The following is a 25,459-nucleotide window of genomic DNA, read 5'->3' on the forward strand; positions in this document are numbered from 1 at the left end:
AAAATCGGGAATGTCTTGAAAGAAAGTTTGCCAGTTCATCTGACAAAGTTCCTAATTTTATAAATAACTCGCATTTTTAAATGCGTTCAACCTGATCATTGTCCTAAGTGTAGAGTTAACTGTAAATAAGTCGAAAGCTCTCATTTTCACCTTTTCGTTAGATTTTTTCAGTTCTATAATACCTTTCGATAAGTGAAAGAAGGATGAAGAGTGAATAGCAAATTTATCAATTAGTAAGTTTGAGAATTCCTTTACGACATTAGTCTCATTTTTTCTCTTAGCCGAGTAAACTGCTGTTAAAGGTCCTAGTAATAAATATTCGTAAAAATCATTTAGATTATTTTCAAAAGGATGTTTCATTTTTTGTAGTTGAATCGTTAAGTTGAGGCGGTCGGTAATTGTAATACTTTTATACTGTCAAAATTGATAATCTTTCAAACCCTAAAGTATCAAATTAAAAACTAAAATTAACCTTTCACCCCAAGCTTTCTCCCAAAAATTTATCAAACGATATTTTTTACTCCTCTTGAAGATGCAACTCATGGCATGACTAGCAAAGAGTTGTTTATTTTCCAAATGAAGTGAAGTCATGCCATGAGTGATTAGGAGAGGCAAATCTATCTAAAAGAACCATCAATCCATCTCCGAGATGGAAGAACCTATCTTTTTGATAGGACGAGCTATCTAAAAGATAGGTTGCCGAGTCTTTCTTGCGGTTTTTTGCGTGAAAAAGATAGGATGTCCTATCTCGGAGATAGGTTTGTCTATCTTTTTCACGCAATTTTCCGTATATATACGAAGAAAACCGCAAATCGAAAATAGGAGGATCTCGTTACATGGGGCGATAATGGTAAGGGGAGTAACTCTTGTTAGTGTAAACATTCTTCCCAACTACTAAATATTAAAAATGTCTTTGAGTACTGAGTATTGGTTGTTTTCATTGATAGGCAAAAAATATTTTAATTGCCAACTTTGTGTTTTTACTGCTTGTTTATTCGTCGCAAGGTCCCAAGGGGGATAGACTCTAATGCCACGTTTTCCCTCTTTACCATCATTTGTTAGTATTCCATGCTCGGCTAAAACTGATTTTGGGAAAATAAATTGTCCAAAGTTGTCTCCGCTTTTTGAGGTAATTATGATAAAGTCAAGGTCGTCAGTAGTGTTATATGGTGCTGTTATACCGTCTTTGTTTCTTTTCCAAATAGCAACAAACTGCCCTGTTTTTGTCGGAGTAATTTTAGATACACGAAATTGTATTTCCTTGCCATTTAGTTTGAATGAACAAGCTCCGTATGCTGCACTTTCCGAATGCTGCTTCAAGTTGGTCAAATCCAAACCACATTTATCATACACTAATTCTTTCACAACTTTTAGCTCGCTATAAAATAGAGTAGGTAGTGTCAAAGTATTATCTGTTTCCATCTTGTTCAATCAGTTTCTTCAAAGACTAATTCAGTAGGTTACTCTTTTTACTCATGGCATGACTAACTGCATTTTGTTTATGCTCAAAACAACCCAATAGTCATGCCATGATTATTTATGAAGGATTTATGAAATCACTAATCCACAACTCACTAATTCACTCATTCACTCAATCAATAACAGTCCATCAAAATCTGTCCATGCGATTGGAAGTAACTTATACTTTTCCCCATTTTTTCCTGACAAATAGTATCCAGTACTTCAACCACATCTTTTTGCATGGCAAGCGAGCCACAAATCATAATTACGCCTTTGTTTTGTAAAACCTCTGCAAATTGTTCAGCATCTCGTTTTACTAAATCACCTACATATTGTTTCGTTCCTTCTCTTGATAAAGCAATATGCAGTTGTTGTAATTGCTGATTTTCTTGAAATGCTTTAAGCGATGCTTGGTAAATTTCTAAAGAAGTATTGTTACGGAAACCGCAATAAAGCTGTGAAGGAATCTGCTTTTTATTTTGGCTAATCATGCCTAGAAAAGGAGCAATACCTGTTCCGTTACAAATCATCATCACGAAACTCGCTTTTTTAGGAAAATGGAAAGCTTTATTTCTTACGATTTTGGCAGAAATCGTTTCTTCTACATTCAAATTATACAAGTAATTTGAGCCTAAACCATTGAGATGAAGTTTAACACTCAACTGAATTTCTTTATCAATCAATCCAATCGAATACAATCTTTCTCGGTGGTCCTTGGCTGGATAAATCGCCAATAAATCTCCAGAAGTAACTTTTACTTTTTCTTGCGGAACAAGACGAAGCATAAAAGTATCTTCCGAAAAAGCATCTTTTGTATGGTGAAGTACTTTTAAAGTACTCATTTCTTCTACTTTAGGACTTTCAATTTTCAAAGAAATCGCCAAGTTTGTTTGCTGTGACCAAGCCTCTGCCCATAAACCAAAGTCGGCTGGCGATTTATCGGCAACGGTATGAATGCCCACCAAAGGTTTTGCCCAATTTTGCTGATGCAATAATTGGTTTACTTCAAAAGCAAACTGACAAAAATCTGGATAAGCGTGCGAACCAAAGCCTAAAACTGAAAAATGAATTGGATTAGTTTGTGGATATTTTGTGAGTAATGAAGCAAATTTTTGGGCATTGGTCGGAGCGTCGCCCAAACCATAAGTGGCTGTCATTACCAATAAATGTTCGGCTTTGGGAAATACTCGGTACTGATTCATTTCAGCCAAAAATGATTTTTCACCGCTTTGAATCAATTGCTCATGAACCGACGAAGCGAACTGTAAAGTACTTCCGTTTTCAGAACCTACCAAAATGATAAATTTACTTTCTTCGGCACTGTACTTGTTTTTGATACCTTTTGCTTTTCGTTTAAAAGTAATCGCAAAGCCAGAATAAATAAAAAACAAAATGTTGCATGAAGCAATTGCCAGAATAATCGCCCACAGAAAACCCGTTCTGCCCGTATGCAAATCAAGACTAAGATTGGTCAATAACTGAGCCGTTGGATACTGTTTTTCTGCCAGAATTTCACCCGTAATTTGGTTGACTGCCAATTCTCTATCTTTTAATTTGAAAGTATAATAATCCTCTACATCTTCCGAAAAAGGAAATTCAATACTTTCTACTTCCGAAAGTTTGGTATTTTTAAAAATGGCAAAATCTTCGGGCTTTTGTGCTGGCGAAGATTTGATGGCATCAAAATCTACTTGTAAGGATACTTTTTCACTTTTGATAAGTTCAAATCTTACCAAAGAAAGATACGTTCCCGTCAGAGCAATCACTAATATCGGAATCAGCGACAAGCGTCCTAACACTACATGGTAATATTGAGCAAAATTCTCTTTGACGATTTTGGTGAAAAATCTTTTTACACCTCTCTGTCTTTGAATGATAAGTATCGTTCCCGAAATGCTAATCAGGAGTAATAAAAAAGCCGTTAAGCCAATCAAAAAACGACCCGTTTCGTGGATAAAAAGCGAACGGTGTAAATCAGTTGTCCACTGAAAAAACTCATTTTTGGGCGAAGGAATACCCAGTACTTTGCCATCGAGCGGATTTACATAAACTGCCTTATTGTTGCCGTCGATGTTACTGCCTTTAATGATGACCGATTGATGAGTATCCACACTTAACTCGCTAATATCAGGATATTTCTTTCTTAATTGTGGAAGCGTCTGTGATAAAGTAATGCTTTTAAAATCAGCTACTTGATGTGTATTTGCTGTATCGACGATAGGTTCAAAAGCAAGAATTACACCCGTTATTGAAGCCAAAGTAAGGAATAAAAAAGAAGATACAGCCAGTATTAAGTGGCTGTATCTCCAGATTGAAATTGTCATAGATTGATACCTGATTAGTTAGCACTAAAACGCACATAGCGGATATACCCTGTGCCTTCGCTTTTAGCAGAAAGTCCTGCTGTTGTCAATGGAATTTCAAGGTCTTTGACATAATACGGTTTGTCTTCCACCGCACTTTCAAAGCGTAATTTATAGTTTGAATTAAGTTTTGAATTTTCAATGTCAAGTTCTACCACACTTCTATCGCCACCAGCCGCCGAAGCTCCTGTGATAGCACTAATATTACTTGGTTTTTTAGCATAAGCTTTATGCCATTCTTTTAAACTTTTATACCATTTTTTATCAGCACCCAACACGAACAAAGTTTTGTCGTAGCCACCTTTTGCATCTACGATAGATACAACGATGTATGCACCTTCGCCCATATAATTGGTCATCTGAATCATACATTTGTACTTAGTAGTTTGAGCTGATGAAGTAAAAGATTGAACAAGGCTTAATAAGATAACAAATAAGCCAATTTTACAGAAATTACGCATGTTTTATTGAGTGATTGAGTTAGTTGTGAATTAGTGAGTTAGTGAATAACGAGTAAGTGATTAGTATTTTAAATATTTAATCGATAAATAATTACGATAAATCACTCATTCACAATTCACTAACTCACTCAATACCTCACTAACTTATTTTAAAAAGTTGATAGATATTTTATTTTTAGCTAAAGTTTCGTTTTCGCTGGCTAAGTCAAAAGCTGTTTCTTTAAAATTGGAAACAGACTCCTTCTGCGCACCAATTGATAAAAGGTATTTTAAAATAGCATCGTCTTTGGCAATCATTGCAGCTCTGTGCAAAGCGGTAAGTCCTTCGCTATTTTTAGCATTTATATCCACACCCATTGCCTGAATACGCTTTAACAAAGATAAATCACTTTTAGCAATCGCTAAATGAAACAAAGTATTGCCGTTTTTTTGTGGAGTCTTCACATTAAAACCTTTTTCTTGGAGCACTTTCAATTTTGTATCGAAGTCTTCTGATTTAGGTCCATTAAATGCTTGACGACCTTCGCCGCTACTGTACGACAGAACAAGATAAGCGGCAAGGTTATCGCCATTATTATCAGTTACATTTACCGAAGCACCTTTGTTTAGTAAATATTGTACAATTTCTGGTGAATTACTACGAACAGCCATCGCCAAAGCCGTTACCCCTTTTGAATTACCTTGATTGATATTTTTTACATGAGGAAGCAACAAGCTCAAAGTACTTGTATCACGACTTGACGAAGCAGCATTCATGAAAACGTTATTACCATCATTGTCAGCTTTGTTAACATCAACACCTTTTGCTAAAAAATAAGCGATAATATCATTTTGTTTAGGTTTACGCACGATAAAATGAAGTGCATTTTCTCCACTTTTGCTAATAGCCGTTGGTTTTAATTTTAAACTTTCAAGAAATTGATATACTTCTATGGTATTTGCACCTCTACGACTACCTTGTGCCGCCATAATAAACGCTTGGTCAGTAGCATTAACTCCTTTTTCTAATAAGGTTTTCATTGCAGCGATATTTCCACTTCTGGCTACATAAGCAAAAGCGTTGTTTCCTTCAGCATCAATACTTTTTAAATCAAGTCCTTTTGATACAAAATAGTTGGTCAACACAAGGTCTTTGTCATTTGCCACAGCCAATAAAAGTGCATTTGCTCCGTCATGGTTTAGGTCTTTTTTCAAATTAGCACCACTACGTAAGCAAATATCATAAACTTGAGTATTCGTTTGTCCGCCTGTAGCTGCAAAGTTTAAAGGCGTAAAACCGTGGCTATCTTCCACATTCGCTTTTGCACCTTTTGCTACTAAAAACTCCATAATTTCTACATTGCCTTTACTAGCAGCCCAGTGCAAGTAAGTACGACCATCGTGAGTTAATTTATCGGTTGTATTTCCAGCCTGAGATAATAAATATTTGATAGACTCATTAGGTGCTTGAGCGTTAATTGCCATCACTACTGGGTCAAAAGACATAGCATTTAGTTGCGACGGATTATTACCTTTCTCTACTTCAGCCTTAATCGCACTTACGCTAGGTTGGTTTTTCCAGAATGACTGATCTAACAGCACATTTTGTTGCGATTTTGCCGTGAATGAAACAACTGTAAATAATGCAATGATTAGTTTTTTCATGATAATATTTTGAAATACTTGTTTAATGATAATTAAAACGACTTAGACTACTCAACAATTAAATAGTAAAATCAAGGTCATTTATTTAGACTGATTATAAATTATCGTAAAAGTAGTGAGTTTCTTTTTATTAAAAAATTGAAATAGAAAAAGAATCGCATTAAAATGATTTAAGCCAAAGAAATGATAGCTATTTTAATCAAAGTCCGTACTCAAAAGAAAGAATAAATAACTTTTGTAATTTAGCTCAAACGATTATTTACTTAACCTTAATAGAAACTTCAGCATTCAATTGAGTCATTAGTTTTTTGAGATAATCTTCAAAACATTTTTCAGTTTTGAAACACTCATGGGCTAATTCCCAAGCACCTACGGCATAATAACGCAAACTACTATTATTTTTTAAGGCTAATTTCGCATAATAACTCAATGCAAAAGAGCCAGTTTTAGGTGATTCTCCATAGCCTTGATACGCTTCCGCAGGTACAATAATGGCTAATCCAATAATAAACTCTTTGTTATAACTTTGTGCATCATGCGTGTAAAGTGCTATAAATTTTCCTTGCTTAATTTCCGTTACGGGATGATTCGTCGCTACTTTCGACAGACCAATTACCAGCGTTTCATCTCCTTTCAATCCTGAAAATTTTACAGTATTCTGATACGCATACATGCCTGGCCAAATAGTTGGTTTTTCAGATAATTGGTAAGTTCTTTCAGTAGTAGGTTTCCAGTTATGATAATCCAAACGAATCTGTGACTTTACAGCACCTTCACTAATAATCTTAAAATCAGTTGCTTCTACATTGTGAACAGTATCGTTTGCTGTTACTCCAACTCTATAAAGTTGATTGTTGATTAATAAACCCACACCACCAAGACCAACCGAAAGTCCTTCGGTATTACCTGCTGGTAAAATATCACGCCCCCAATCTTTCAAAACATGATAATTATCCTGAACGGCACCCGTTTCAGAAATTCCAACATTTTCTGGAGAAATGGCAGAAATTCTTTTCCCGAATAAATCCTTCGCATTTCTACCATCAAAGTAATGACGGAAAGCTACTTTATCGTTTTCCCATGATGGCCCGTCGGTTTGATAAGGCTGATAACCGATAATTTTAGGTAATTGATTGGCATAAAAAGTATCGCTAGTTTTGGGTTCTACAGGTGTATTTTTCGAACTTCTTTTTCCAAAACGCACGCTTGTTTTGATAGGATAACTAGGCTGAATACTTGTCCATTTAAGCGTTAGTTGTATGCTAGATTTTTGAGGAATATCTGCTACAAAAAATAGCTCATCAAACTGTCCATTGCCATCTAAATCATTTAATTGTGAAGGTATTTCTTTTCCTTTTGTATCAAAAATCTGTGGAAAAAGATGCTTGTCAATTTTAGATTGAAATTTTTTTACTGATATACTTACAGGTTTTTCTACTAAATCTATTTTAGTTTGATTAGTTAAAGTAATGCTGTTTCCAGATTGACTTTTCTGAGCCAAAACATTCAAGCTAACGATAGAGGCAAGTGTTAGTGCAACAAATTTGTTCATATTGAATAATTTAATTTTAAGAGTTGAATTCGTAAAAATAAATCCATTCCTTCCATTTTCAATATAATTGCAGGAATAGTCTTTCAATTTGTTGCTGTGATGCAAACGGTGTTTTAAATTGTAATATATTACTTAACATAACTATAATTATAAAGCAAAAAATATCCTAAATTAAATTTGATTACTCCACTAAACATTTAGATGGATATATTAGTAACTATTTAATTTTCTGTTAATGACAGTAGGAACGCTTCGATTAATCAACGACCAGGGAGAGCTTTATAAAATGCTGTTGCATTTTGCCAATCTGAGATTGGCGAACACTACTATGTTGTAGAGCTTTTGTTCATTTAAAACTGAATCTATTTTAGGTACAAAGGACGTTTCGCTTACCACTTAAACCAACAGGGAATGAGGGAATCTATTCCGAAAACTCTATCTCAAATACAGGATATGATATATCAAACCCATTTAAATTATTTAATATTAATCTATCCCATAATCTTTTTGATATATAAATTTCATTAGTCAAGAACTGTGTTGCCCATAAATCTAATTCAGTATTAAAGTTTTTATTAAAAACTAATTTTGTAGTTTTTAGAGCCGCACCTGTTGAATAAAATATATCCATATATTCAGAATACGTCTTTATATTGGTATTTGAACTCAATTTATCCATTCTATGATGATATGTAAAATCATATTCACACTTAGAAAAATCTATAGTATGTTCTCCAGTTTCCATATCATAGCAAAACCACCAGTAATTGTTAATTTCTTTACCAGATTGATTAAAAGTAACTTCAAAAAATTGATGATTGGGCAAATTACATGATTCTAATACCTCTCTGAATGCTTGACTTACAAAAAAACCACGTCGTAGACCAGATGACAGATAATCTGTATGTTTAGATGTCTTTTCCATTTTAACATCTTTTAAGACCATACCATACTTATTCCAAGTAGTCCAATTCTCCCACCAATAATTATTCCAAGAGTCATTTTTATAGAAAATCATTTTATAGGTTTTATGATTTTTTAAAAATGTATCATCAAACCATGTTTGGTCGTTATCATTTCTAATTCCCGTAATTTTTGAATCAGAACTGCTAGTCAAGACTCTATAATCTAGTGTGTTTTTCATTTTACCTAAAAGCTTCGTTTAGTTTTGGACTTCCTAAGTTTTTCCAATCATTATAAGCATCTCAGTCTGTTCGTAGGTTAAGCGAAGCATTCCTACGACCCTAAAGAAATAGATCTTCACACTCAGCTTGGTACAAAAAGTCCATTTTGATAACAGGTATCGAATTTTACCTATCCAACGCTTTATAAAATGCTATTGCACTTTGCCAAGCATGAGAGAAAATTCGGGATGACTCATGTTTATTTTAATAATATTACACTGCTAATGTTTTCCTGCGTTTGTACCATTTTACGCCTTCAAACCAAATCACACTCGTAAAACCAATAAGGATGCTTATTATAAGTTGATTGAAACTAAGTGGTTCAAAATCAAAGAATTTTGTCAGAAATGGAATGAAAAGTAAAGCAGCCATTATCGTAATTGTGATGCTGATAATAATGAGTACTAAATTGTTTTTATAGCCTGAAGTTGTAATAATAGAGTAATAAAAAGAACGATTGATAAGGGTTAAAAAAATATTTGCTGTAATTAAAACCGTAAAAATCATGGTGCGAGTAACAGCTTCATCATAACCATTTTGAACTGCGTATTGATAAGTAAAAAGTGTTCCGACGGTAATAAAAAGTCCTTGAATAATACTTGTTGCTAGTTCTTTCCAGCTAAAAAAAGAAGTAGTCATCGGGCGAGGTTTTTGATTCATCAAATTTTTCTCTAAAGGCTCATTTTCATAAATGATTGAGCAGGTTGGCCCCATAATCAACTCCAAGAAAATAATATGTACTGGTGAAAAAATATTTGGATAAACCCAAGCCAAAGCCAAGGGAATGAAAACCGTCAGGATGATTGGAATATGAATAGAGATTATGTACTGAATCGCTTTTTTAAGGTTAGTATAAATTCGTCTGCCCATCGCCACCGCATCAACCATTTTTGATAAATCATCTTCTAATAGAATCAGCGAAGCAGCTTCTTTGGCAATTTCAGTTCCTTTTTTACCCATCGCAATACCAATATGGGCAGCTTTTAAGGCTGGCCCATCGTTTACTCCGTCGCCTGTCATCGCCACAATTTCATTTTGTGCTTTCAAAGCATTGATAATTTTCAGTTTTGCTTCTGGGAACATCCTACTAAATACTTGGTTCTCTATGACACTCTTTTCCAATTCTTCTTCGGATAACTGCATCAATTCATCTCCCGTAATACTCTTTTCATAACCTTTAAAACCGATTTGCTTCGCAATTGCGGCGGTGGTTGCGGCATTATCGCCTGTCACAATTTTTACGGCGATTCCTGCATCATAAAATTTCTCAAGTACTTGTTGGATATTCTTTTTGGGTGGGTCATAAAAGGCTACAATACCTTTTAATTCAAAATTAAAATCTTCTTGATGTTGAGGGTAATCCTCTCCTTCAAAGTTCGCTATGGCAACTGCCAATACTCTATAACCATCTTGAGTCATCGTTTTGATGGCTTCTTCAATGGCTATTTTTTGTTGAGGATTAACATCAGAAGCTCGCATAATGGCTTCGGCTGCACCTTTTGTGGCGATGATTCGTTTGCCTTCTTTGTTTTCGAAAACATGCGTCATCATTGGTGGTTTTCCAGCCAAAGGATACTCATGCACCAATTTAAAATTTACTCTTTCATCATGAGTAGTAAAGTTTTCATAGGCTTTGTGCAAAGCAATTTCCATAGGGTCGAATGGAATGGGTTCACTTGCCCACATGGCTTGTTGTATCAATTCTTTTTCTTCTTCCGAAAGTACTTCTTCTTTTAAATCAATTATTTTTTGTGTTGATAAAACAAAAAGTTTGGCGAGCGTCATTTTGTTTTCAGTAATCGTTCCAGTTTTATCGGTACAAATCACGGTTGCACTACCAAGTGTTTCTACCGTTTTCATTTGCTTTACAACGATGCCCATTTTCATCAAACGCCAAGCACCCAAAGCCATGAAGGTTGTAAAAGCAACAGGAATTTCTTCTGGAATGATACTCATTGCTAAAGTCAGTGCTTTGAGTAAACTATCTAAAATAGCTTTAGAATTCAAATAGTTAATCAACCAAACAATCAAGAAAACGATGGTGCCAATAATTACCATTTTCTTGACAAAATTGTTAATCTGTAATTCTAACGGTGTTTTTTCTTCTTGAATACTCTCAATACTTTTTCCGATTTTTCCTAATTTACTGGCATTGCCAATATGAGTAATCGTAGCTAATGCCAATCCACTTGCTACATGAGTACCTTTAAAAATCTGGTTATTCTCAGGGGCTACATCTTTTATCACTGCCAAAGATTCACCAGTAAGAATAGATTCATTTACCGAAAAATCATTTGAATGTACAATAAATCCATCAGCAGGAATGGCAGTGCCTTCTTCCACAATCAGGCTGTCGCCTACTACCAAATCTTCACTTTTGATTTCTATTTGTTCACCATCCCGAATTACTTTACAATTAGGCTCGCTGAATTCCTTGAGCTTTTCTAGGGCATTTCTACTTCTTGAATCTTGATATAGAGAAATTGCGGCTTCAAAAACAATGGCGAACGATAAGAAAAGTCCATCGCCAATACTTCCACTTATAAAATAAATGCTGGCTGCTACAGACAGTAAAATTATCATGGGTTCTTGCACTAAACTTTTTAACGCAAACCAAAAACCACTTTCTTTTTTATAGTCTAATAGATTTTTACCGAATTTTTCTCTGGCTTTTTCGACTTCAGTCGATGTTAAACCTTTTATTTCAAAATCATCTATTATCATGTTGAACGCTTCGTTTATTATTTCTTACGGAGTTTTAATATACTTTGATTTAGTTTTTTTAACAAAGTATTCTCTTTGTTTTCATATTCAATTTCGCCAATCAAAAAGCCATAAGGTTTCAACGTTTCGATATGGTCGCAAACAATTTTTAGAATGGCTGTTAACGGTATCGCCAAAATAATTCCTGGAATGCCCCAAATCAGTTCGCCAACGACTAAAGCAATGATGGTAAACAACGGATTGATTTTTACTTGTGGCCCTAAAATAAGTGGTTCTAACACCCAGCCTTGTATAAATTGAACAGTACCATAAACGGCTACAATACCGCCAAGCACCGAAATAGGTGCACCGTGCAAAGCCGTTACCAAAACCGTAAGCGTTGTACCCGTGATATTTCCGACGAAGGGTACAATTTCTAACAAACCACAAAGAATGGCGAAAAAGATGGCATTTTTTACGCCTAAAATACTAAAACCGATGCCGTACATTATCCATAAACAGACAATCATTTTTGATAAACCGAATAAGTATTGTTGTGAAACATGAGTGGCTTTACCAAGAATTTGGCTCATTTCTTCTTGTTGAGCAGGTTTTGCTAATTTTAGAAAAAAATGTTTGATATGATTTCGATAATATAAAAGGAAAAAAACGTAGGCAAGTAATAAAATGAGATTGGTAATTAATGAAGTAATCGAAGAAAATGTCACTTGCATAATACTGCTGAGTGAAGGTTGTTCTTGCTTCAATATTTTAGATTGTTGTTCAACCGAAATGCCAAGATGATTAAAGATGTACTCTTGGGCAATGATGCCAGAAGTAATCGCTTTTTGTTTAATCAGTTCAACGTCGTTGACTAATTCTGCTATTTTCCAAGCAAGTAAAGCCACTAATCCCGACATGATAAATATCAAAGTTAGCAAGCAAATAAAAGCGGCTAGTACTTTTGGGATACCATATTTTTCAAGAAAATTACTAAAAGGAATAAAAAGTGTAGCCAAAATACTGCCGATAAACAAAGGTATCAAAAAGGCTTTAGCAAAAATTAAACCTGCAATAACGAGGAAGATAAGTGCAATTTTTTTGATAATAGAAGTATTGGTAATGGTCATATTAAATTTTTGGTTAACAAATAGTCAGATGAATTACTTGGGTTTCATAAGAAAATTTCAGTAGCAGTAATTGCTTTGCAATTTTCAAAATATTTAGGGCTTATCATATTTATAATGGTCATTTTAAGATGTTTTTTGGATGATTTATCAGGAAAAAAATACTGAAAAAAGCAGATTGCGTTTTAATGCAAAAATAAAAGCCCTAAAAGTGAGGTTTGTGACCAACATCTTCTAGGGTTTTACTTGATTAAATCATAAGAATTGAAAGCCTACTGTAGCTTGAAACCACACATTTTTGTATTGTGGTGTGGATGTAGTGCCATCTCCATTATTGTTCAACACATCCCAGCCAACTCTGGCACTCAATACAAAACGATCATACTTTAAATCGGCACCGCCCGAATAGCATAAGGTGAATTTTCGAATGTTATCGTTGGTAAATTCTTTTTCTTGTTGAGCACTCGTTAACGTATTCGTGAATACATTTTTCTCTTTCAACAAATAAGAAAATTGCGGCCCTAAAAGAATGCTCAAATGGTTAAAAGGCTTAAAAGCAAAAAACAAAGGAATGTCTAAATAAGTAGTGGTACGAGTGAGGTCGTAAGAACTACCCAAAATTAAGCCTGTTGCTTGAAAACCTTTTTGGGAAAGTATAAACTCTGGCTGAATTCCTAAAAATGTTCCGAATGGAACAGCCACAAAAGCTCCCGAGGTAAAACCAAATTTAGCATTTGCCTTGAAATTCTCTCCTTGAATATCATACACGTTTGAATAATTTACTCCGGCTTTTAACCCAAATTGTAAGGATGCTCGCAAATCTGTATCGCCATTTTGTGCAAAGCTCTGTTGTGAGATAATAGCCAAAACTATCAAGCCAAAGAGTCTTTTTTTCATGATTTTTGATACGGAGAAATAAAAAGACTGTTTACTTCTTCACATTATTAACGGTTAAATCTTTGAAAGCTTCACCTAGTTCATCCATATCATGATTAAATTCTGCTTTGAATTTATCCCAATTTTCTTTGCCATCATCTTTGTAATCGTCCATTTTCTTTTTTAAGTCAGTATTTTTTTGCTCCAACTTTGTCAGTTTTTCCAAGTAATCTGCTTTGGCTTCTTTTTTCTCTTTATCAATTCTAACTTTGAATTCTGCGATACTTTTATCGTTTGCTGCAATTCTTTCAGCTGTTGTTACTTTATAGCTTTCTACGTCATCAAGATATGCTTGATTGGCATCTATTAAATCTTTGTTTGCTTCAACTACTTCTGTTTGAGCATTTTCTACTTTTTTTTCAGGACTGTTACAGCTTGTGAAAAATGCCGTCGTTAAAGTGAAAGCCGTTATTAATAAGATTGTTTTTTTCATTTGAATGAATTTTTGAATTGTTTATTTAATGTAAATTTTAATTTTTGATTAAGTGTTTCTTTATGGCTTATTTGAGGTATCGCCTCAAAACCCAAGCGGTTGTTTCATGTTGTTGAATCAATCCAGTGAGGAAATCAATCGTTCCAATATCGTTGTTTTCAGTCCCAAAAAGAGCAACATCTTTTCTTAATTCAATGATGATACTTTCGTGGTCGCTCAATAGATTTTTAAGCATCTCATTTTGCGAAGGAGAATCGCCCGTCGATTCTTTCAAGCGAGTAATAGCCAGAAACTCTTTCATGCTTCCTATCGTATTTCCGCCCAATTTACCGATGCGTTCTGCTACCAAATCAACGGTTTCTTCAAGTTCTGAATATTGGCTTTGAAACAGTTTATGAAGTTCCATAAAACTCTCTCCAGCCACATTCCAATGGAATTTTCTAGTTTTGATATACAGTGTCATTTCGTCTGATAAAATGACAGATAATATCTCAATACTTTTACTAAGATTGTCGGCTAAAACACCTATTTGCGGTTTCATATATTTTTTGATTTGTTTATTGGATACGTTTGAGATGCAGAGAAACACTTTATTAGTCACCCAAATCAATAATTTGTTAGGTAGTAACTTTTTTGATTTCCTTTACCACGTTATCGTATTTTCCTTTTCCATTTTCTACCAAAGCGTCAGCTTTATCCAAGGTAATATCGTAGCCCTCAGCAATGGATTCTGAAATACTATTCAATTTTTGTTTGAAAGCATCTGTTAACGCTTCTCCGCCTTGTAAAATCATTTTGCGAGTTTTTGCACCTTTTTTCGGAGCAAATAGCATCCCGATGATTACTCCCGAAGCAACACTTGCTAGGATTGTCAATAATATTTTTTTCGATTTCATCAAGATGTTTTTTAATTGTGTGAAGTATTATTTGGTTTCCTTATCTACTTGCATAATTCGTAAGATTATAAGAATAACTGCTACAACTGGCAAAATATGAATAATAATCCCTAGACTAAACAGCATAAAACCCAGTAACCAAAAAACGATTAGTATAGCAGCGATGAAATAGAGAATATTATTCATGGTTTTGATTTTTAAATTAATACTTAGTTGTCAATACAATTTGTGAACTTGGAAACTGTATATCGGCATTATCCTCAGAAGTAATAAAAACCTTTTCTGGTTTGAAGGAAGTAACGCTTTCAAAACTAGCCTTTAAATTTTTCGAGAAAAGTCCTTCCATTGAACTTTTTATTTGTCCGATATTTTTAATCAGTCCTTCATTAGTTTCTATCCAAACAACATAAGTATGATTAGGTGCTGGTAGGCGTTCTACCTCTGCCAAATCATAGATGTCGATTTTTATTACATAGTTTTTATTATGGTCTTTCGTAATATTTACAGTGCCTCTGGCTGCCGGTACTACCGACGAATTCAAGAAATTGATTTTGTTACTACAAGCCGTAAACATTGAAATTATAATGATACCAAAAAGCCCTAAGAGTATGTTTCTTGAAGGGAAATGAATGTTTGTTAATTTCATGATATTAATTTTTAAGAATAAAATGTTTTATAAAGTGAAAAGAAAAAGGCGTATAAATAATTAAAAACTTATCAAACAATTGCTAAGCAAGTGTCAATATTAATTGCCACTCTTTTGGTTGTTTAGTAGGCTTATTTTTTTGAAGTGCTTTTTCAATCGTTAGCCTAGCCATTAAATAACTCACTGTTGATTCTGCCCCTTGATTTAGGTTTACATAATTTTCTTCTAAGCCATCATAACATCCGCCTGTACAAGGATTATAAATAATTTGATGCAAATGATTATTGCCCAAAAACCAGTTGAAAGCAATTTTCATTTTATCCAAATATTCTTCTTCTTTGAAGACTTCATAGAATTTATTCAGGGCTAAAATAGTATAAGCAACATCAATTGGTTGTTCGCCCCCAATTACATTTTGTAAATGGTCATCTACTTTATTCAGCCAACATTTGTTAGAAATCACCTTAATACGGTATTGACTAAACGTTTTAGATAAAAGGAAATCAAAAGAAGCTTTAGCTACTTGCATATACACAGCTTCAGCAGTAGCTAAATAGGCACAAAGCATGGCTTCGGGCAAAATACTATTGCCATAAGTAAGGTAGCTTTCAAACCACTTCCACTGATGGTCGGCTTCATGTCTATACATTTGAAGTAATCTATCTGCTAGTTCTTTTATAAGCAAAACATTCTTCTTTGATTTATGATGGGTATTACGATAGTACAATCCTTTGATAACAAATGCCATTGCACGAGTAGAAAATATTTTTTGAACATTCTCTAATGCTTCTTGCAGGGTTTCATCAGCATCTTTTGCCAATTCTGCTGGAAGGATTGAACTTTTGGAAATCAAGAAACCCAAAGCCCAAATAGCCCTTCCATTAGAATCAGCTAGGTTTGTAGCGTAATTTTGTTCTGTAAATTTTTTATCTTCGTTGACATAATTTAAAAAAAAGCCTTCAGTTCGTAAACAGAATTTAATAAAATCGAAGTAGCGTTGGATGTACTCCAAATCGGCTCTATCATTTGTCAATTCATAATGTTGGCACATCGCTACCATCGCTCTAGCATTATCGTCTAAGGTATAACCCGAATCAATATCTGGCTGATTGATGATAGAAAACTGTATCATTCCAAAGTCAGTTGTTAGCTTTTTGATATGGTCGAGGTTAAGAACGGGCAAATTATATTGTAAAGTAATTTGTGCCAAACCGATTTCTTCAAACAAAATGGCATGAGCAATGGCTGCATTTTCCCAAGCGGTTGATGCCATTTTGTGCAAACCGTTTGAGCTTATTTTTTTTCTAAGGGCTTCATTGGCTAATAAACTTTTAACCGCATGAGCTAATTGATGAGAGTTTTCAAAATCAATAATTACGCCTGCATCATTTTTTAATACTTCACGAGCATGAGGAATGGGCGTTGAGATAATCGGACAACCGCAACTGATGGCATAAGAAAAAGTGCCACTTACTGCTTGGTTGGGGTCTTTTGAAGTAAAAAGATAAATATCTGTTAATTGTAAATATTCTAGTAATTCGGGCAAGGGTAAAAACTGATTGATAAATCTTACGTTTTCTTGCAAAGAAAGGGCATCAACTTTTGCTTCTAAATATTCTCTGTAACGTTCGCCCTCTCGTTTTAGCACCGATGGATGCGTTTTGCCAATGATTAGAAAAAGTACCTCTGGATTATCTTTCACGATGGCTGGCATGGCATCCAAAGTTGTTTCGATATTCTTTCCTGAACTTAACAAACCGAAAGTTGAAAGTACTTTTCTGCCTGTCAGGTTGTATTTATTTTTAAGCACTCCTTTATCTAAATGAGGCACCAAATGTGTGCCATGGGGAATCACTGTGATTTTCTCTTCCGTAACATCATAATCGCTCATCAGAATTTTTGCCGAAGTATTCGTCATCACGATAATTGAAGTAGCGATGGCTGAAATCTGTTGTACGTTTTCCTTTAAACTTGAATTCGGCGTTGGTAAAACTGTATGGAAAACAATCACAACAGGTTTAGTCAATGCTTTTAGAAAAGTATTGAAATTGATTTCGTTTTTTTCAAAAAATCCAAATTCATGCTGAATCATCACCATCTGGATGTCATCATTTTTATTAATCCTAAATGCTAATTTGGTAAAAGAGTTTTCACTTTCGGTTTCAAGAATATACTTGTGTTCTTCTGAATATGTATGCTTTTCGTTTTCAGATTCTAACGGACAAATACTGATGTTGAAAGAATGATTAAACTTATTATTTAGGGCTTTGATTAAGTCTTGCGAATATGTAGCAATACCGCATTCACGAGGGGGGAAAGAAGTAATAAAAAGTATTTCTGGCAAGGCTTTACCTTTGCTTTCTGGATGAAAAATTCCATCCTCCAGAAGATTATTAAATCCTAGCGGAGATTGAAATTTATGGTGATTGGAGCTTGGTTGGTTTGTCATTTTCTTGTGTGTTAATCATTAACTCTTTTAACAAGGCGGTTAAACTCACTGATGCACAGGCTATTTGTTCGTCGGCAGCACCGTAATAAATATAGAGGGTATCACCAAACAAGGCTGTGCCTGTCGGGAAACAAACATTATTTACTTCTCCGTTAAGCTCCCAAGCTTGGTCTGGCTTGAATAATGGATAAGGTAAACGAGCTATTTCTTTTTGTGGGTTTTGTAAGTCGAGCAATGCCACACAAGCCGAATATACATAACCCTTTATAGAATCTTGAACTCCGTGATATATCAATACCCAACCATGTTCTGTTTCTATTGGCGGACAGCCCGTTCCGATATAACTTACCTCATGGTCGAATTTTGGGGTAAGCACAATGTTTTCGTCCAGATGCAAAAAGTACTGTTGCCAAAATTCATCAGTAAGGTCTTCCAAATGATTGATAGCGACTACAATTTGAATATCTGGTTTGATACGATGTAAAAAACAAAGTTTATCCTCTATTCTTCTAGGAAAAAATATTAGGTTTTTATCCCATAGTAGCATTTCCTTACCATCTTTTTCAACAATTCCAAGGTGTTGATTATATCTTGGATATTTTTCGTCTAATGCGTTTTTTGCTTCTGAAAGTTGCCTAAATTCATCATAAGTGATTTGTGGAACAACGATTCCCTTTTTTTCAAAATGTATTAAATCTGTAGAAGTAGCCAAAGCCCCTAAAGCATTTACGCCATCGTAAGCTGTGTAAGTCAGATAATATAAATCATCTATTTTTACAATCCGTGGGTCTTCAACACCGTGCGACTCATACTCGAATTGTGGGAAAAGTATTGGTGATTCTGAACGAGACTCCACAACCAAAGGCCCTTTTAATTTGCAATATCCAATACTTGAAAAATTACCTTTACTAACGGCTCTGTAAAAAAGATGTACATAGTCACCATCTTTGTATATTGCTGGATTGAGGACTCCTTCGTTTTCAAAGCCTAATGTGGTTTTCTCTAAAAGAATACCCGTTTTTATTACTTCTATCATAAATACTGGGAGCTTACATATAAATACATAAGGCTGTAAGATGTCAGTAAAACTTATCGTTAAGCTTCATTCACTTTTTCTTTGCGTTTGGCAGCTTTATCCTCTCTTTTTTCTTTTAGGTTTTTTACAGGAGATTTTTTTCCTGTTTTTTCTTTACCCTCTTTTTCTTTCGACATATCCTTGCTGATTATTTATTAAATCAAAGTCTGGTGAAGTAATTTCTTACAAAAGCCACTTGTTGATTATCGGTCAGTTTATCACTTGGACGAACCTCAATTTTAATATTTTTAAAACGTTGGTCTTCATTCAAAATATTAAATAGTTCAACCTTTGCATTGGTTGGGCCAAAAAGTAGTACTTCATCATATTTGATGATTTCTGCTGATAGTCTTTTATAATAATCCATTTCAAGGTGTTGTTCCTTGTTGTGCATTATATTTTCACTTTTGTTTAAAGTCTCCTCTTTTTCTTGATGTGTAAAATCAGACTTTATCGTTGTCGTTTCAATGAAAATAGTACTGTATTCCATTAAATTGGCTGTGGAATGATCCATCCAAATGCCTAATTTTTTCTTTGTAGTCATTATTGATTATACGTTGAGATTGTTAAAAAAAGGTTTAGAGCTTAAACAGTCTTTTTTTACTCAATATTCCCACGATTGTGATTGGTATTATATTTTTTCATTAATGCTAATAGTGATTCATAATATTCTTGGAGGTTTTTTTGATTTACCTCAGGATTTTCAACATCCGGAATACTTACAGGCATTTCAGTTACATATTTTGATAACTCTGGGAACTTCTCTTGTATCAACATCGTAATCTTGAGTATTTCGTCATTTAATTCATGAACCGTTTTCATTATGTTTAAATATTAACATTCAAAGGTTTTGGAATTTGTACATTTTGTGCTAAACCCAATCCCTTAAAAGAACTTTGTAAATAATTATTGGTAGCAAATGGGTTAATGTAAAATTCTTGTCGAATAACCTGTTGGATTTTTAGCCGAAGTGTTTTTTCATCGGAAGGCTTATTGATAAATGCACAGGCACCAAGTTGAAGTACCTTTTCAATGTTAGACATATCGTTTGTCAGAAAAACCACTGGAATATTTTTAGTTTCAGGATTTTTCAAAATATTCATATAACATTCTACTCCTCCCATAATGGGCATATTGACGTCTGAAAAAATGATGTCAGGGAGTAAATCAGCTTCCTTTAATTGTTTTAAAGCCTCATTTCCATTTTGGGCTAATCCCCAAAAACACACTTTGTTTATCTTACTCAGGGCATCTTTAAAAAACCACTGGTCATCTTGATCATCTTCAATCAGAAATACTTTTTTGGTCGTTTTCATACATAAGTAGCCAATTAATCTTCATAACCGCTTTTAATAATGGTTGAAATCATTTTGAACTGTACGTTGGCATTAAAACAGTGCTTTGCATGGGCGGGAATAATAATACCTTCTCCAAGCTTTAGCTTAAAGACTTTATCATTAATCTCAACTTCCGCTGAACCATCAATAATCTGGATATAAGTATCGTAAGGAAGTGTTTTGGGAGATAATTCTTCTCCTGCATCCAAGGATGAAACCGTTACATTACCAGTAGTTTTGTTGACAATTGTTTTACTTACTACCGCATTGGGTATGTATTCTACGATTTCAACGATGATGTGAGCCTTTGCTTTTTGTAATTCAGAGTTTTCCATTTTCTTGCCGTTTTTAACTGTTTGAACTATCTAATACAAAGGTGGCAAAAACTTAGATATGAAGTGTTACACAACTTTTTAAATAACTTGCATCATTCACAGGTTTTGTTTTTTGAAACGACAAAAGTATTGAGTATTATTAACTAGTTTATTATCAATTATTTACGAATTGATAAGATGTAGAGTGTTCTTTTCAGTCCATATCAGTATCAGGAACAATAATTTCAAGAGCATCCGTAATAATATTGGCATGTACTTCTTTTACCTTGCCCAAATATTCACCGTCTATTTGAAAATGCACTTTTTTGACTGAACGCATTTTGAGTGATTTTGTCTGAAAAATTGCTGTTTTTTCAGTATCGTACTCACCTTTCAAATAAGTCATTTTAAAGATTTCTAAAGCAGATATTTTTTTCAACACTACCACTTCAAACAGCCCATCATCTAGTTTCCCGATTGGGTTAATCACAGCTCCACTTCCGTACTGTGTGGCGTTGGCAATCACAATCATTTCTGCTTTTAGTTGATGTATTTCGCCATTGGTTTCTATGGCTATTTGCATCAATGGATTTTGCCAGAGTACTTTTAATGATGCTATTAAATAGCCCCACATTCCTCTAACGCCTTGATGCTTAAATTTTTTCATGGCGTAAGCATTCAGTCCAATATCGCTTAAATGAATACATAACTGCTCGTTGATATTGATTAAATGTACTTTTTTTGTTGTGCCAGTCAGTAAAGTTTCTAAAGCTTTTTCAGGATTATTACTGATGCCCAATTCCTTCGCCAAGCCATTTGCCGAACCTGCTGGAAGTATTCCCAATGGAATATGGCTATGAATCAAAGATTCTGCTACTAATTTTATTGTTCCATCACCGCCAACCGCTACTACTTGGCTAGGGACAAACTGAGCAATTTTTTCTTTGATGCCTTCTGTGGTACAATTCTTTTGTAAATCATATATTTCAATGATTGTCTTTTTTAAGACAAAGTATTCTGTGATTAATAAAGACCAATCTCTGGAGCTACTCCCGGCACCAGTATTGACGATAAAGAGTATTTTAAGGGTATCTTTCTCAAGCATAAACCATTTATTCATAATTGCATGATGCAATCTATTTTAGTACCTTTCAATTTTGTATTACTATGACTAAAAAATCATACCAAGCCACTGTAAAAGTATATCATGGATATGGACATCAAGATAACCTTGTTGTTTATGGCCATGTTTTAGCAGGAAAACAGCCAAAGGCATCCACAAGTAACGGTGTTCTATCGAATATAAAACATTTAATCAAAATATTTTCTGTAAAACCAGTTGCTGGTGTGCTGGTTCGTTTACGATGGGGAACACAGTTTTTTTATACCACCACAGCCAAAGATGGTTTTTTTAAGTTTGAGTGGAAATCTACCAACAAAATTTCTGCAGGTTGGCATGAGATAATGGTAGATTTAATAAATGCTGAAGATACAATATTGACAACAGGCTTTGGGAAAATTTTTGTGCCAGAGGCTACTCAATATGGATTTATTTCTGACATCGACGATACCGTACTGGTTTCGCATTCTGCTTCTACTGGTAAAAAGTTAAGAGTAATGTTTACTAAAAACCCATTGAGTCGAAAAACTTTTGCTGATGTCGTAAAGTTCTACAAATTACTTTCGTTGGCTCATACCGAACCAAGTTTATTGAATCCTTTCTTTTATGTTTCCAGTAGCGAATGGAATTTGTATGATGATTTGAATGTATTTTTCAAACATAACCAATTACCCAAAGGTGTATTTTTATTGAATGAGATAAAGCGTTGGTATCAATTATTAAAAACAGGAAAAACCAAACACCAAGGAAAATTGATTAGAGTAGTAAGAATATTTGAAGCTTTTCCTAAACAAAGATTTGTGTTACTGGGTGATAATTCGCAAAAAGACCCCGCTATTTATGCCATAATTGCTAATAAATATCCAGAAAGAGTATTGGCGATTTATATTAGAAATGTTAGTCCTAAAAAAGTAGGAGTGACTTCATCTTTAATGAAGTCGATTGAGAATAAAGCCATTTATACTTGTCAATTTGACCATACTGACGAAGCTATTCTTCATGCGAAATCAATTGGACTAATTGTTTAAATTTCAAAGCGTTAATTTATTCTTCTTTATTTTTCTCTTTTTTCTTGAAAAAACCTCTTAATAAAAAATTATGCTGGATTGCCTCAAGGTCTTCATCTAATTTTTTACTACTGGTTTCTAGGTTTTTGATGGTCATTTTTATCGAAGTTGCCGATGCAGAATCGTTGAGTAACACGCCTACGGCATTGTTTTTTCTGTTCAGTTTTTCGCTCACCATTTTTAAATTAGCCGTAAATCTACTTACTGAAGTAGCGGCATTTTGCAATTGCGAAACTGTGCCAACAATCCTATTATAGACAATGGTATCGCTTGCAAAATCATTGATTGAATTACCTGGACGGTTAATTTTTCCAGAGAATTCCTGAAAATTAGCCATCGTACTTTTACTATTTTCTGAAACAGTTTTGAGATTAGTAGCCGTTGTTTGAAGATTTTCTACTGTTTTGTTCAGTTTTATCGCAAAACTTGGGTCGTTCAGTAAAGCTCCTAAACTACCTTCACCACTGTTTATTTTATGACTGATACTCTTAAAATCGCTGGTAATAGCAACCAAATTTTTGTTATTTACTTGTAAAGTCGCCAACATATCGTCAGTGCTTTGGGCATCTTCTACTTTTAAAAAATCATTTTTTTCTACTTGTGGTAATGTAATACTACCGCCATAAATAATGATTATTTTATTACCGATTAAGCCATCTGAGCCAATTTTGGCTTTCGCATCTTTCCGAATATGGGCTTCTGCATCTTTCTCAACATTCATCGTAACCTGTACTTGCGAATTGCCATGAAAACCAATTTTCTTTACTGTTCCTACTTTTACGCCTGAAAACCAGATATTTGCACCAACCGACAAGCCTCCAACATCATTAAAAATAGCATTTAGGGTAAACGATTTTACAAAAGTTTCCTTCTGTCCGCCAATGGTAAACAAAGTGAGTAATAAAATTACAATACCCAACAGGATAAATATTCCTACTACAACAGGGCGGTTATTTTTCAATATTTTCATTTGTCGTTGATAAAGTTATAGTCATAAAAACTTCTTAGACTGGCATCTTGCGTATTAAATACTTCCTTGAAACTCCCCATGGTTAGAAATTTACCTTCTTGAATCATCGTTATTTTGTTGGCTGTTGTTTTAGCACAAGTAAGGTCATGTGTGATTATAATGGAACTGGTTTTGTATTCTTGCTGCACTTTTAAAATTAAATTATTGATTTCGATAGAAGTAATCGGGTCTAATCCAGCAGTAGGTTCGTCGTACAACATGATTTCTGGTTTCAGGATTAATGTACGTGCAATGCCGATGCGTTTTCTTTGTCCGCCAGAAAGTTCAGAAGGCATTTGATTAATCGCTTGAGATAATCCTACTTCATGAAGTACTTCCTCAATGGCATTATTAACTTGCGTTTTGCTTAAATCTCGCTTATTTCTTACCAAAGGAAATTCAAGATTTCCTCTTACACTCATGCTATCGTATAATGCACTATTTTGAAAAGAAAAACCAATTTTCATCCTTAATGCTTGTAATTCAACCAAACTCAGTTGATCAACTTCTTGTCCAAGTACTTTTACAACACCAGCATCAGGTTTCAATAATCCTGAAATTATTTTAATTAATACAGATTTACCACTTCCCGAACGCCCAAGTACAGCAATGTTTTCGCCCTTGAAAAGGCTGAAATCAATACCATCAAGTACTTTCAGCGTATCAAATGATTTCTTCAAACCTTTGATTACAATTACGGCTTCGTTATCTAAAATCTTTTCGTTCATTAATTCATTTTTACCTAATTGCATTTACAAACTGAACAATAATCATCTCTTCCACAAAAATCAAAAACATAGATAATACTACCGTAGAATTGGCGGCTCTACCCACACCTTGCGTACCATTTTGAGCATAATAACCTTGAAAACATCCAGCTACACCAATGGTAAAACCATAGCAAAAAGCTTTAAAAATTGAAGCATAAATATCCAAAAATGTAATACTTGCAAAAGCACTTTTAAAAAATGCCGTAAAACTGGTGAGTTCTGTTTGGTGAATATTTAGGTACGAACCCATCATTCCCACAAAACCAGTGTATAAAACCAAAATGGGAATCATGAGTGTAACGGCTGTGATTCGGGTTACAACCAAGTATTTGAAGGGATTGGTTGCCGATACCTCCATGGCATCAATTTGTTCTGTTACTTTCATAGAACCCAACTCTGCACCCATGTTAGAGCCTACTTTTCCCGCAGCAATCAAGGCAGTAACGAGTGGGGCTAGGGCTTTGACGATAGCAATAGAAATGAGCGATGGTAACCAAGATGTTGCTCCGAAATTTGACAGCGATGGACGGGACTGTTTGGTAAAAACAATACCCGTAATAAAACCTGTTAGTGAAATTAAAGCAAGCGATTTATAACCAACTAAATAGCATTGATTTATAATTTCTTTGAATTCAAAAGGAGGGGAAAAAGCCTCTTTGAAAAAACGAAGAATAAACATATAAACATTGTATATATCTGTAAAAAAGGCATCTACCTTTTTTGAGATAACATATTTTTGTTCATCCAAAATTTTTGACTTTACGGTATTTGTTTTCATAGGACTCAAAGGGCAACATCACTCCTAACAGTAAATTTGTTAGCAAAACGCTATGTTTTTCAGAGTATTCATCCTAATTACAAAGATGTATTGCTTTTACATTGCAGATGTTACATAATTCTGGAATAAAGTTT

At 34.3% G+C, this 25,459-nt stretch carries 25 protein-coding genes; 1 reads left to right on the top strand and 24 read right to left on the bottom strand.

The window, feature by feature from the left end; all coding sequences use genetic code 11:
• Positions 1-894 precede the first annotated feature (894 nt).
• From HNP25_RS14770 to HNP25_RS14870, 21 genes are all read right to left on the bottom strand, one after another.
• Entirely contained in the window at positions 895-1,422 is a 528-nt protein-coding gene (locus tag HNP25_RS14770; RefSeq protein WP_184135321.1) for a MepB family protein, read from the bottom strand.
• A gap of 173 nt (positions 1,423-1,595) precedes the next feature.
• Positions 1,596-3,785: a PepSY domain-containing protein gene (locus HNP25_RS14775; protein ID WP_184135322.1), complete on the bottom strand. Its 2,190-nt coding sequence runs from the start codon at positions 3,783-3,785 to the stop codon at positions 1,596-1,598.
• A gap of 14 nt (positions 3,786-3,799) precedes the next feature.
• Positions 3,800-4,285 carry a DUF2271 domain-containing protein gene (locus tag HNP25_RS14780; RefSeq protein WP_184135324.1) on the bottom strand — a complete coding sequence of 162 codons (486 nt, stop codon included), beginning with the start codon at positions 4,283-4,285 and terminating at the stop codon, positions 3,800-3,802.
• 144 nt (positions 4,286-4,429) lie between these two features.
• Positions 4,430-5,929: an ankyrin repeat domain-containing protein gene (locus HNP25_RS14785; RefSeq protein WP_184135326.1), complete on the bottom strand. Its 1,500-nt coding sequence runs from the start codon at positions 5,927-5,929 to the stop codon at positions 4,430-4,432.
• A 259-nt stretch (positions 5,930-6,188) separates the two neighbouring features.
• Complete coding sequence (locus HNP25_RS14790) at positions 6,189-7,481, bottom strand: DUF4861 family protein (RefSeq protein WP_184135327.1); 1,293 nt, start codon at positions 7,479-7,481, stop codon at positions 6,189-6,191.
• Between the two features lie 421 nt (positions 7,482-7,902).
• On the bottom strand, positions 7,903-8,625 hold the full coding sequence (locus tag HNP25_RS14795) for an imm11 family protein (protein ID WP_184135329.1): 723 nt from the start codon (positions 8,623-8,625) through the stop codon (positions 7,903-7,905).
• Positions 8,626-8,878: 253 nt separating this feature from the next.
• Complete coding sequence (locus HNP25_RS14800) at positions 8,879-11,389, bottom strand: cation-translocating P-type ATPase (RefSeq protein WP_184135331.1); 2,511 nt, start codon at positions 11,387-11,389, stop codon at positions 8,879-8,881.
• A 17-nt stretch (positions 11,390-11,406) separates the two neighbouring features.
• Positions 11,407-12,498 (bottom strand): AI-2E family transporter, encoded by a 1,092-nt coding sequence (locus HNP25_RS14805; RefSeq protein ID WP_184135333.1) that lies wholly within the window; start codon positions 12,496-12,498, stop codon positions 11,407-11,409.
• A gap of 252 nt (positions 12,499-12,750) precedes the next feature.
• Positions 12,751-13,392, bottom strand: a complete 642-nt coding sequence (locus HNP25_RS14810) for a porin family protein (RefSeq protein WP_184135334.1) — start codon at positions 13,390-13,392, stop codon at positions 12,751-12,753.
• Between the two features lie 31 nt (positions 13,393-13,423).
• Positions 13,424-13,864, bottom strand: coding sequence for a sll1863 family stress response protein (locus tag HNP25_RS14815; protein WP_184135336.1), 441 nt, complete (start codon positions 13,862-13,864; stop codon positions 13,424-13,426).
• A gap of 67 nt (positions 13,865-13,931) precedes the next feature.
• On the bottom strand, positions 13,932-14,405 hold the full coding sequence (locus tag HNP25_RS14820) for a Dps family protein (RefSeq protein ID WP_184135337.1): 474 nt from the start codon (positions 14,403-14,405) through the stop codon (positions 13,932-13,934).
• Positions 14,406-14,481: 76 nt separating this feature from the next.
• On the bottom strand, positions 14,482-14,760 hold the full coding sequence (locus tag HNP25_RS14825; RefSeq protein WP_184135339.1) for a YtxH domain-containing protein: 279 nt from the start codon (positions 14,758-14,760) through the stop codon (positions 14,482-14,484).
• A gap of 27 nt (positions 14,761-14,787) precedes the next feature.
• Positions 14,788-14,946, bottom strand: a complete 159-nt coding sequence (locus HNP25_RS14830) for a lmo0937 family membrane protein (protein WP_184135341.1) — start codon at positions 14,944-14,946, stop codon at positions 14,788-14,790.
• A 16-nt stretch (positions 14,947-14,962) separates the two neighbouring features.
• A complete protein-coding gene (locus HNP25_RS14835; RefSeq protein WP_184135342.1) occupies positions 14,963-15,406 on the bottom strand; it encodes a hypothetical protein in 444 nt (147 codons plus the stop codon).
• A gap of 82 nt (positions 15,407-15,488) precedes the next feature.
• Complete coding sequence (locus tag HNP25_RS14840; RefSeq protein ID WP_184135343.1) at positions 15,489-17,855, bottom strand: glycosyltransferase; 2,367 nt, start codon at positions 17,853-17,855, stop codon at positions 15,489-15,491.
• Complete coding sequence (locus tag HNP25_RS14845; RefSeq protein ID WP_184135345.1) at positions 17,824-18,891, bottom strand: glycoside hydrolase family 130 protein; 1,068 nt, start codon at positions 18,889-18,891, stop codon at positions 17,824-17,826. The genes HNP25_RS14840 and HNP25_RS14845 overlap by 32 nt, the downstream gene beginning before the upstream one ends.
• 199 nt (positions 18,892-19,090) lie before the next feature.
• Positions 19,091-19,474: a hypothetical protein gene (locus tag HNP25_RS14850; RefSeq protein ID WP_184135346.1), complete on the bottom strand. Its 384-nt coding sequence runs from the start codon at positions 19,472-19,474 to the stop codon at positions 19,091-19,093.
• Positions 19,475-19,530: 56 nt separating this feature from the next.
• Positions 19,531-19,752 carry a hypothetical protein gene (locus HNP25_RS14855; RefSeq protein ID WP_184135348.1) on the bottom strand — a complete coding sequence of 74 codons (222 nt, stop codon included), beginning with the start codon at positions 19,750-19,752 and terminating at the stop codon, positions 19,531-19,533.
• A gap of 5 nt (positions 19,753-19,757) precedes the next feature.
• Positions 19,758-20,246 carry a response regulator gene (locus HNP25_RS14860; RefSeq protein WP_184135349.1) on the bottom strand — a complete coding sequence of 163 codons (489 nt, stop codon included), beginning with the start codon at positions 20,244-20,246 and terminating at the stop codon, positions 19,758-19,760.
• A 14-nt stretch (positions 20,247-20,260) separates the two neighbouring features.
• Positions 20,261-20,602, bottom strand: a complete 342-nt coding sequence (locus HNP25_RS14865; protein WP_184135351.1) for a cupin domain-containing protein — start codon at positions 20,600-20,602, stop codon at positions 20,261-20,263.
• Positions 20,603-20,795: 193 nt separating this feature from the next.
• Complete coding sequence (locus tag HNP25_RS14870) at positions 20,796-21,701, bottom strand: diacylglycerol/lipid kinase family protein (RefSeq protein ID WP_229202877.1); 906 nt, start codon at positions 21,699-21,701, stop codon at positions 20,796-20,798.
• A 47-nt stretch (positions 21,702-21,748) separates the two neighbouring features.
• Between HNP25_RS14870 and HNP25_RS14875 the strand changes: the two genes are divergently transcribed.
• Positions 21,749-22,729: an App1 family protein gene (locus HNP25_RS14875; RefSeq protein ID WP_184135352.1), complete on the top strand. Its 981-nt coding sequence runs from the start codon at positions 21,749-21,751 to the stop codon at positions 22,727-22,729.
• Positions 22,730-22,745: 16 nt separating this feature from the next.
• On the opposite strand, the gene HNP25_RS14880 is transcribed toward HNP25_RS14875, so the two are convergent.
• Genes HNP25_RS14880 through HNP25_RS14890 form a run of 3 tightly spaced genes read right to left on the bottom strand, consistent with a single transcriptional unit; the run spans position 22,746 to position 25,325 of the window.
• Positions 22,746-23,738 carry an MlaD family protein gene (locus tag HNP25_RS14880; RefSeq protein ID WP_184135354.1) on the bottom strand — a complete coding sequence of 331 codons (993 nt, stop codon included), beginning with the start codon at positions 23,736-23,738 and terminating at the stop codon, positions 22,746-22,748.
• Positions 23,735-24,529 (bottom strand): ABC transporter ATP-binding protein, encoded by a 795-nt coding sequence (locus HNP25_RS14885; RefSeq protein WP_184135355.1) that lies wholly within the window; start codon positions 24,527-24,529, stop codon positions 23,735-23,737. Before HNP25_RS14885 ends, HNP25_RS14880 begins: the two co-directional genes overlap by 4 nt.
• Positions 24,516-25,325, bottom strand: a complete 810-nt coding sequence (locus tag HNP25_RS14890) for an MlaE family ABC transporter permease (protein ID WP_184135357.1) — start codon at positions 25,323-25,325, stop codon at positions 24,516-24,518. Before HNP25_RS14890 ends, HNP25_RS14885 begins: the two co-directional genes overlap by 14 nt.
• Between the last annotated feature and the right edge of the window lie 134 nt (positions 25,326-25,459).

The organism is Arcicella rosea (assembly GCF_014204325.1).
Lineage (GTDB): Bacteria > Bacteroidota > Bacteroidia > Cytophagales > Spirosomataceae > Arcicella > Arcicella rosea_A.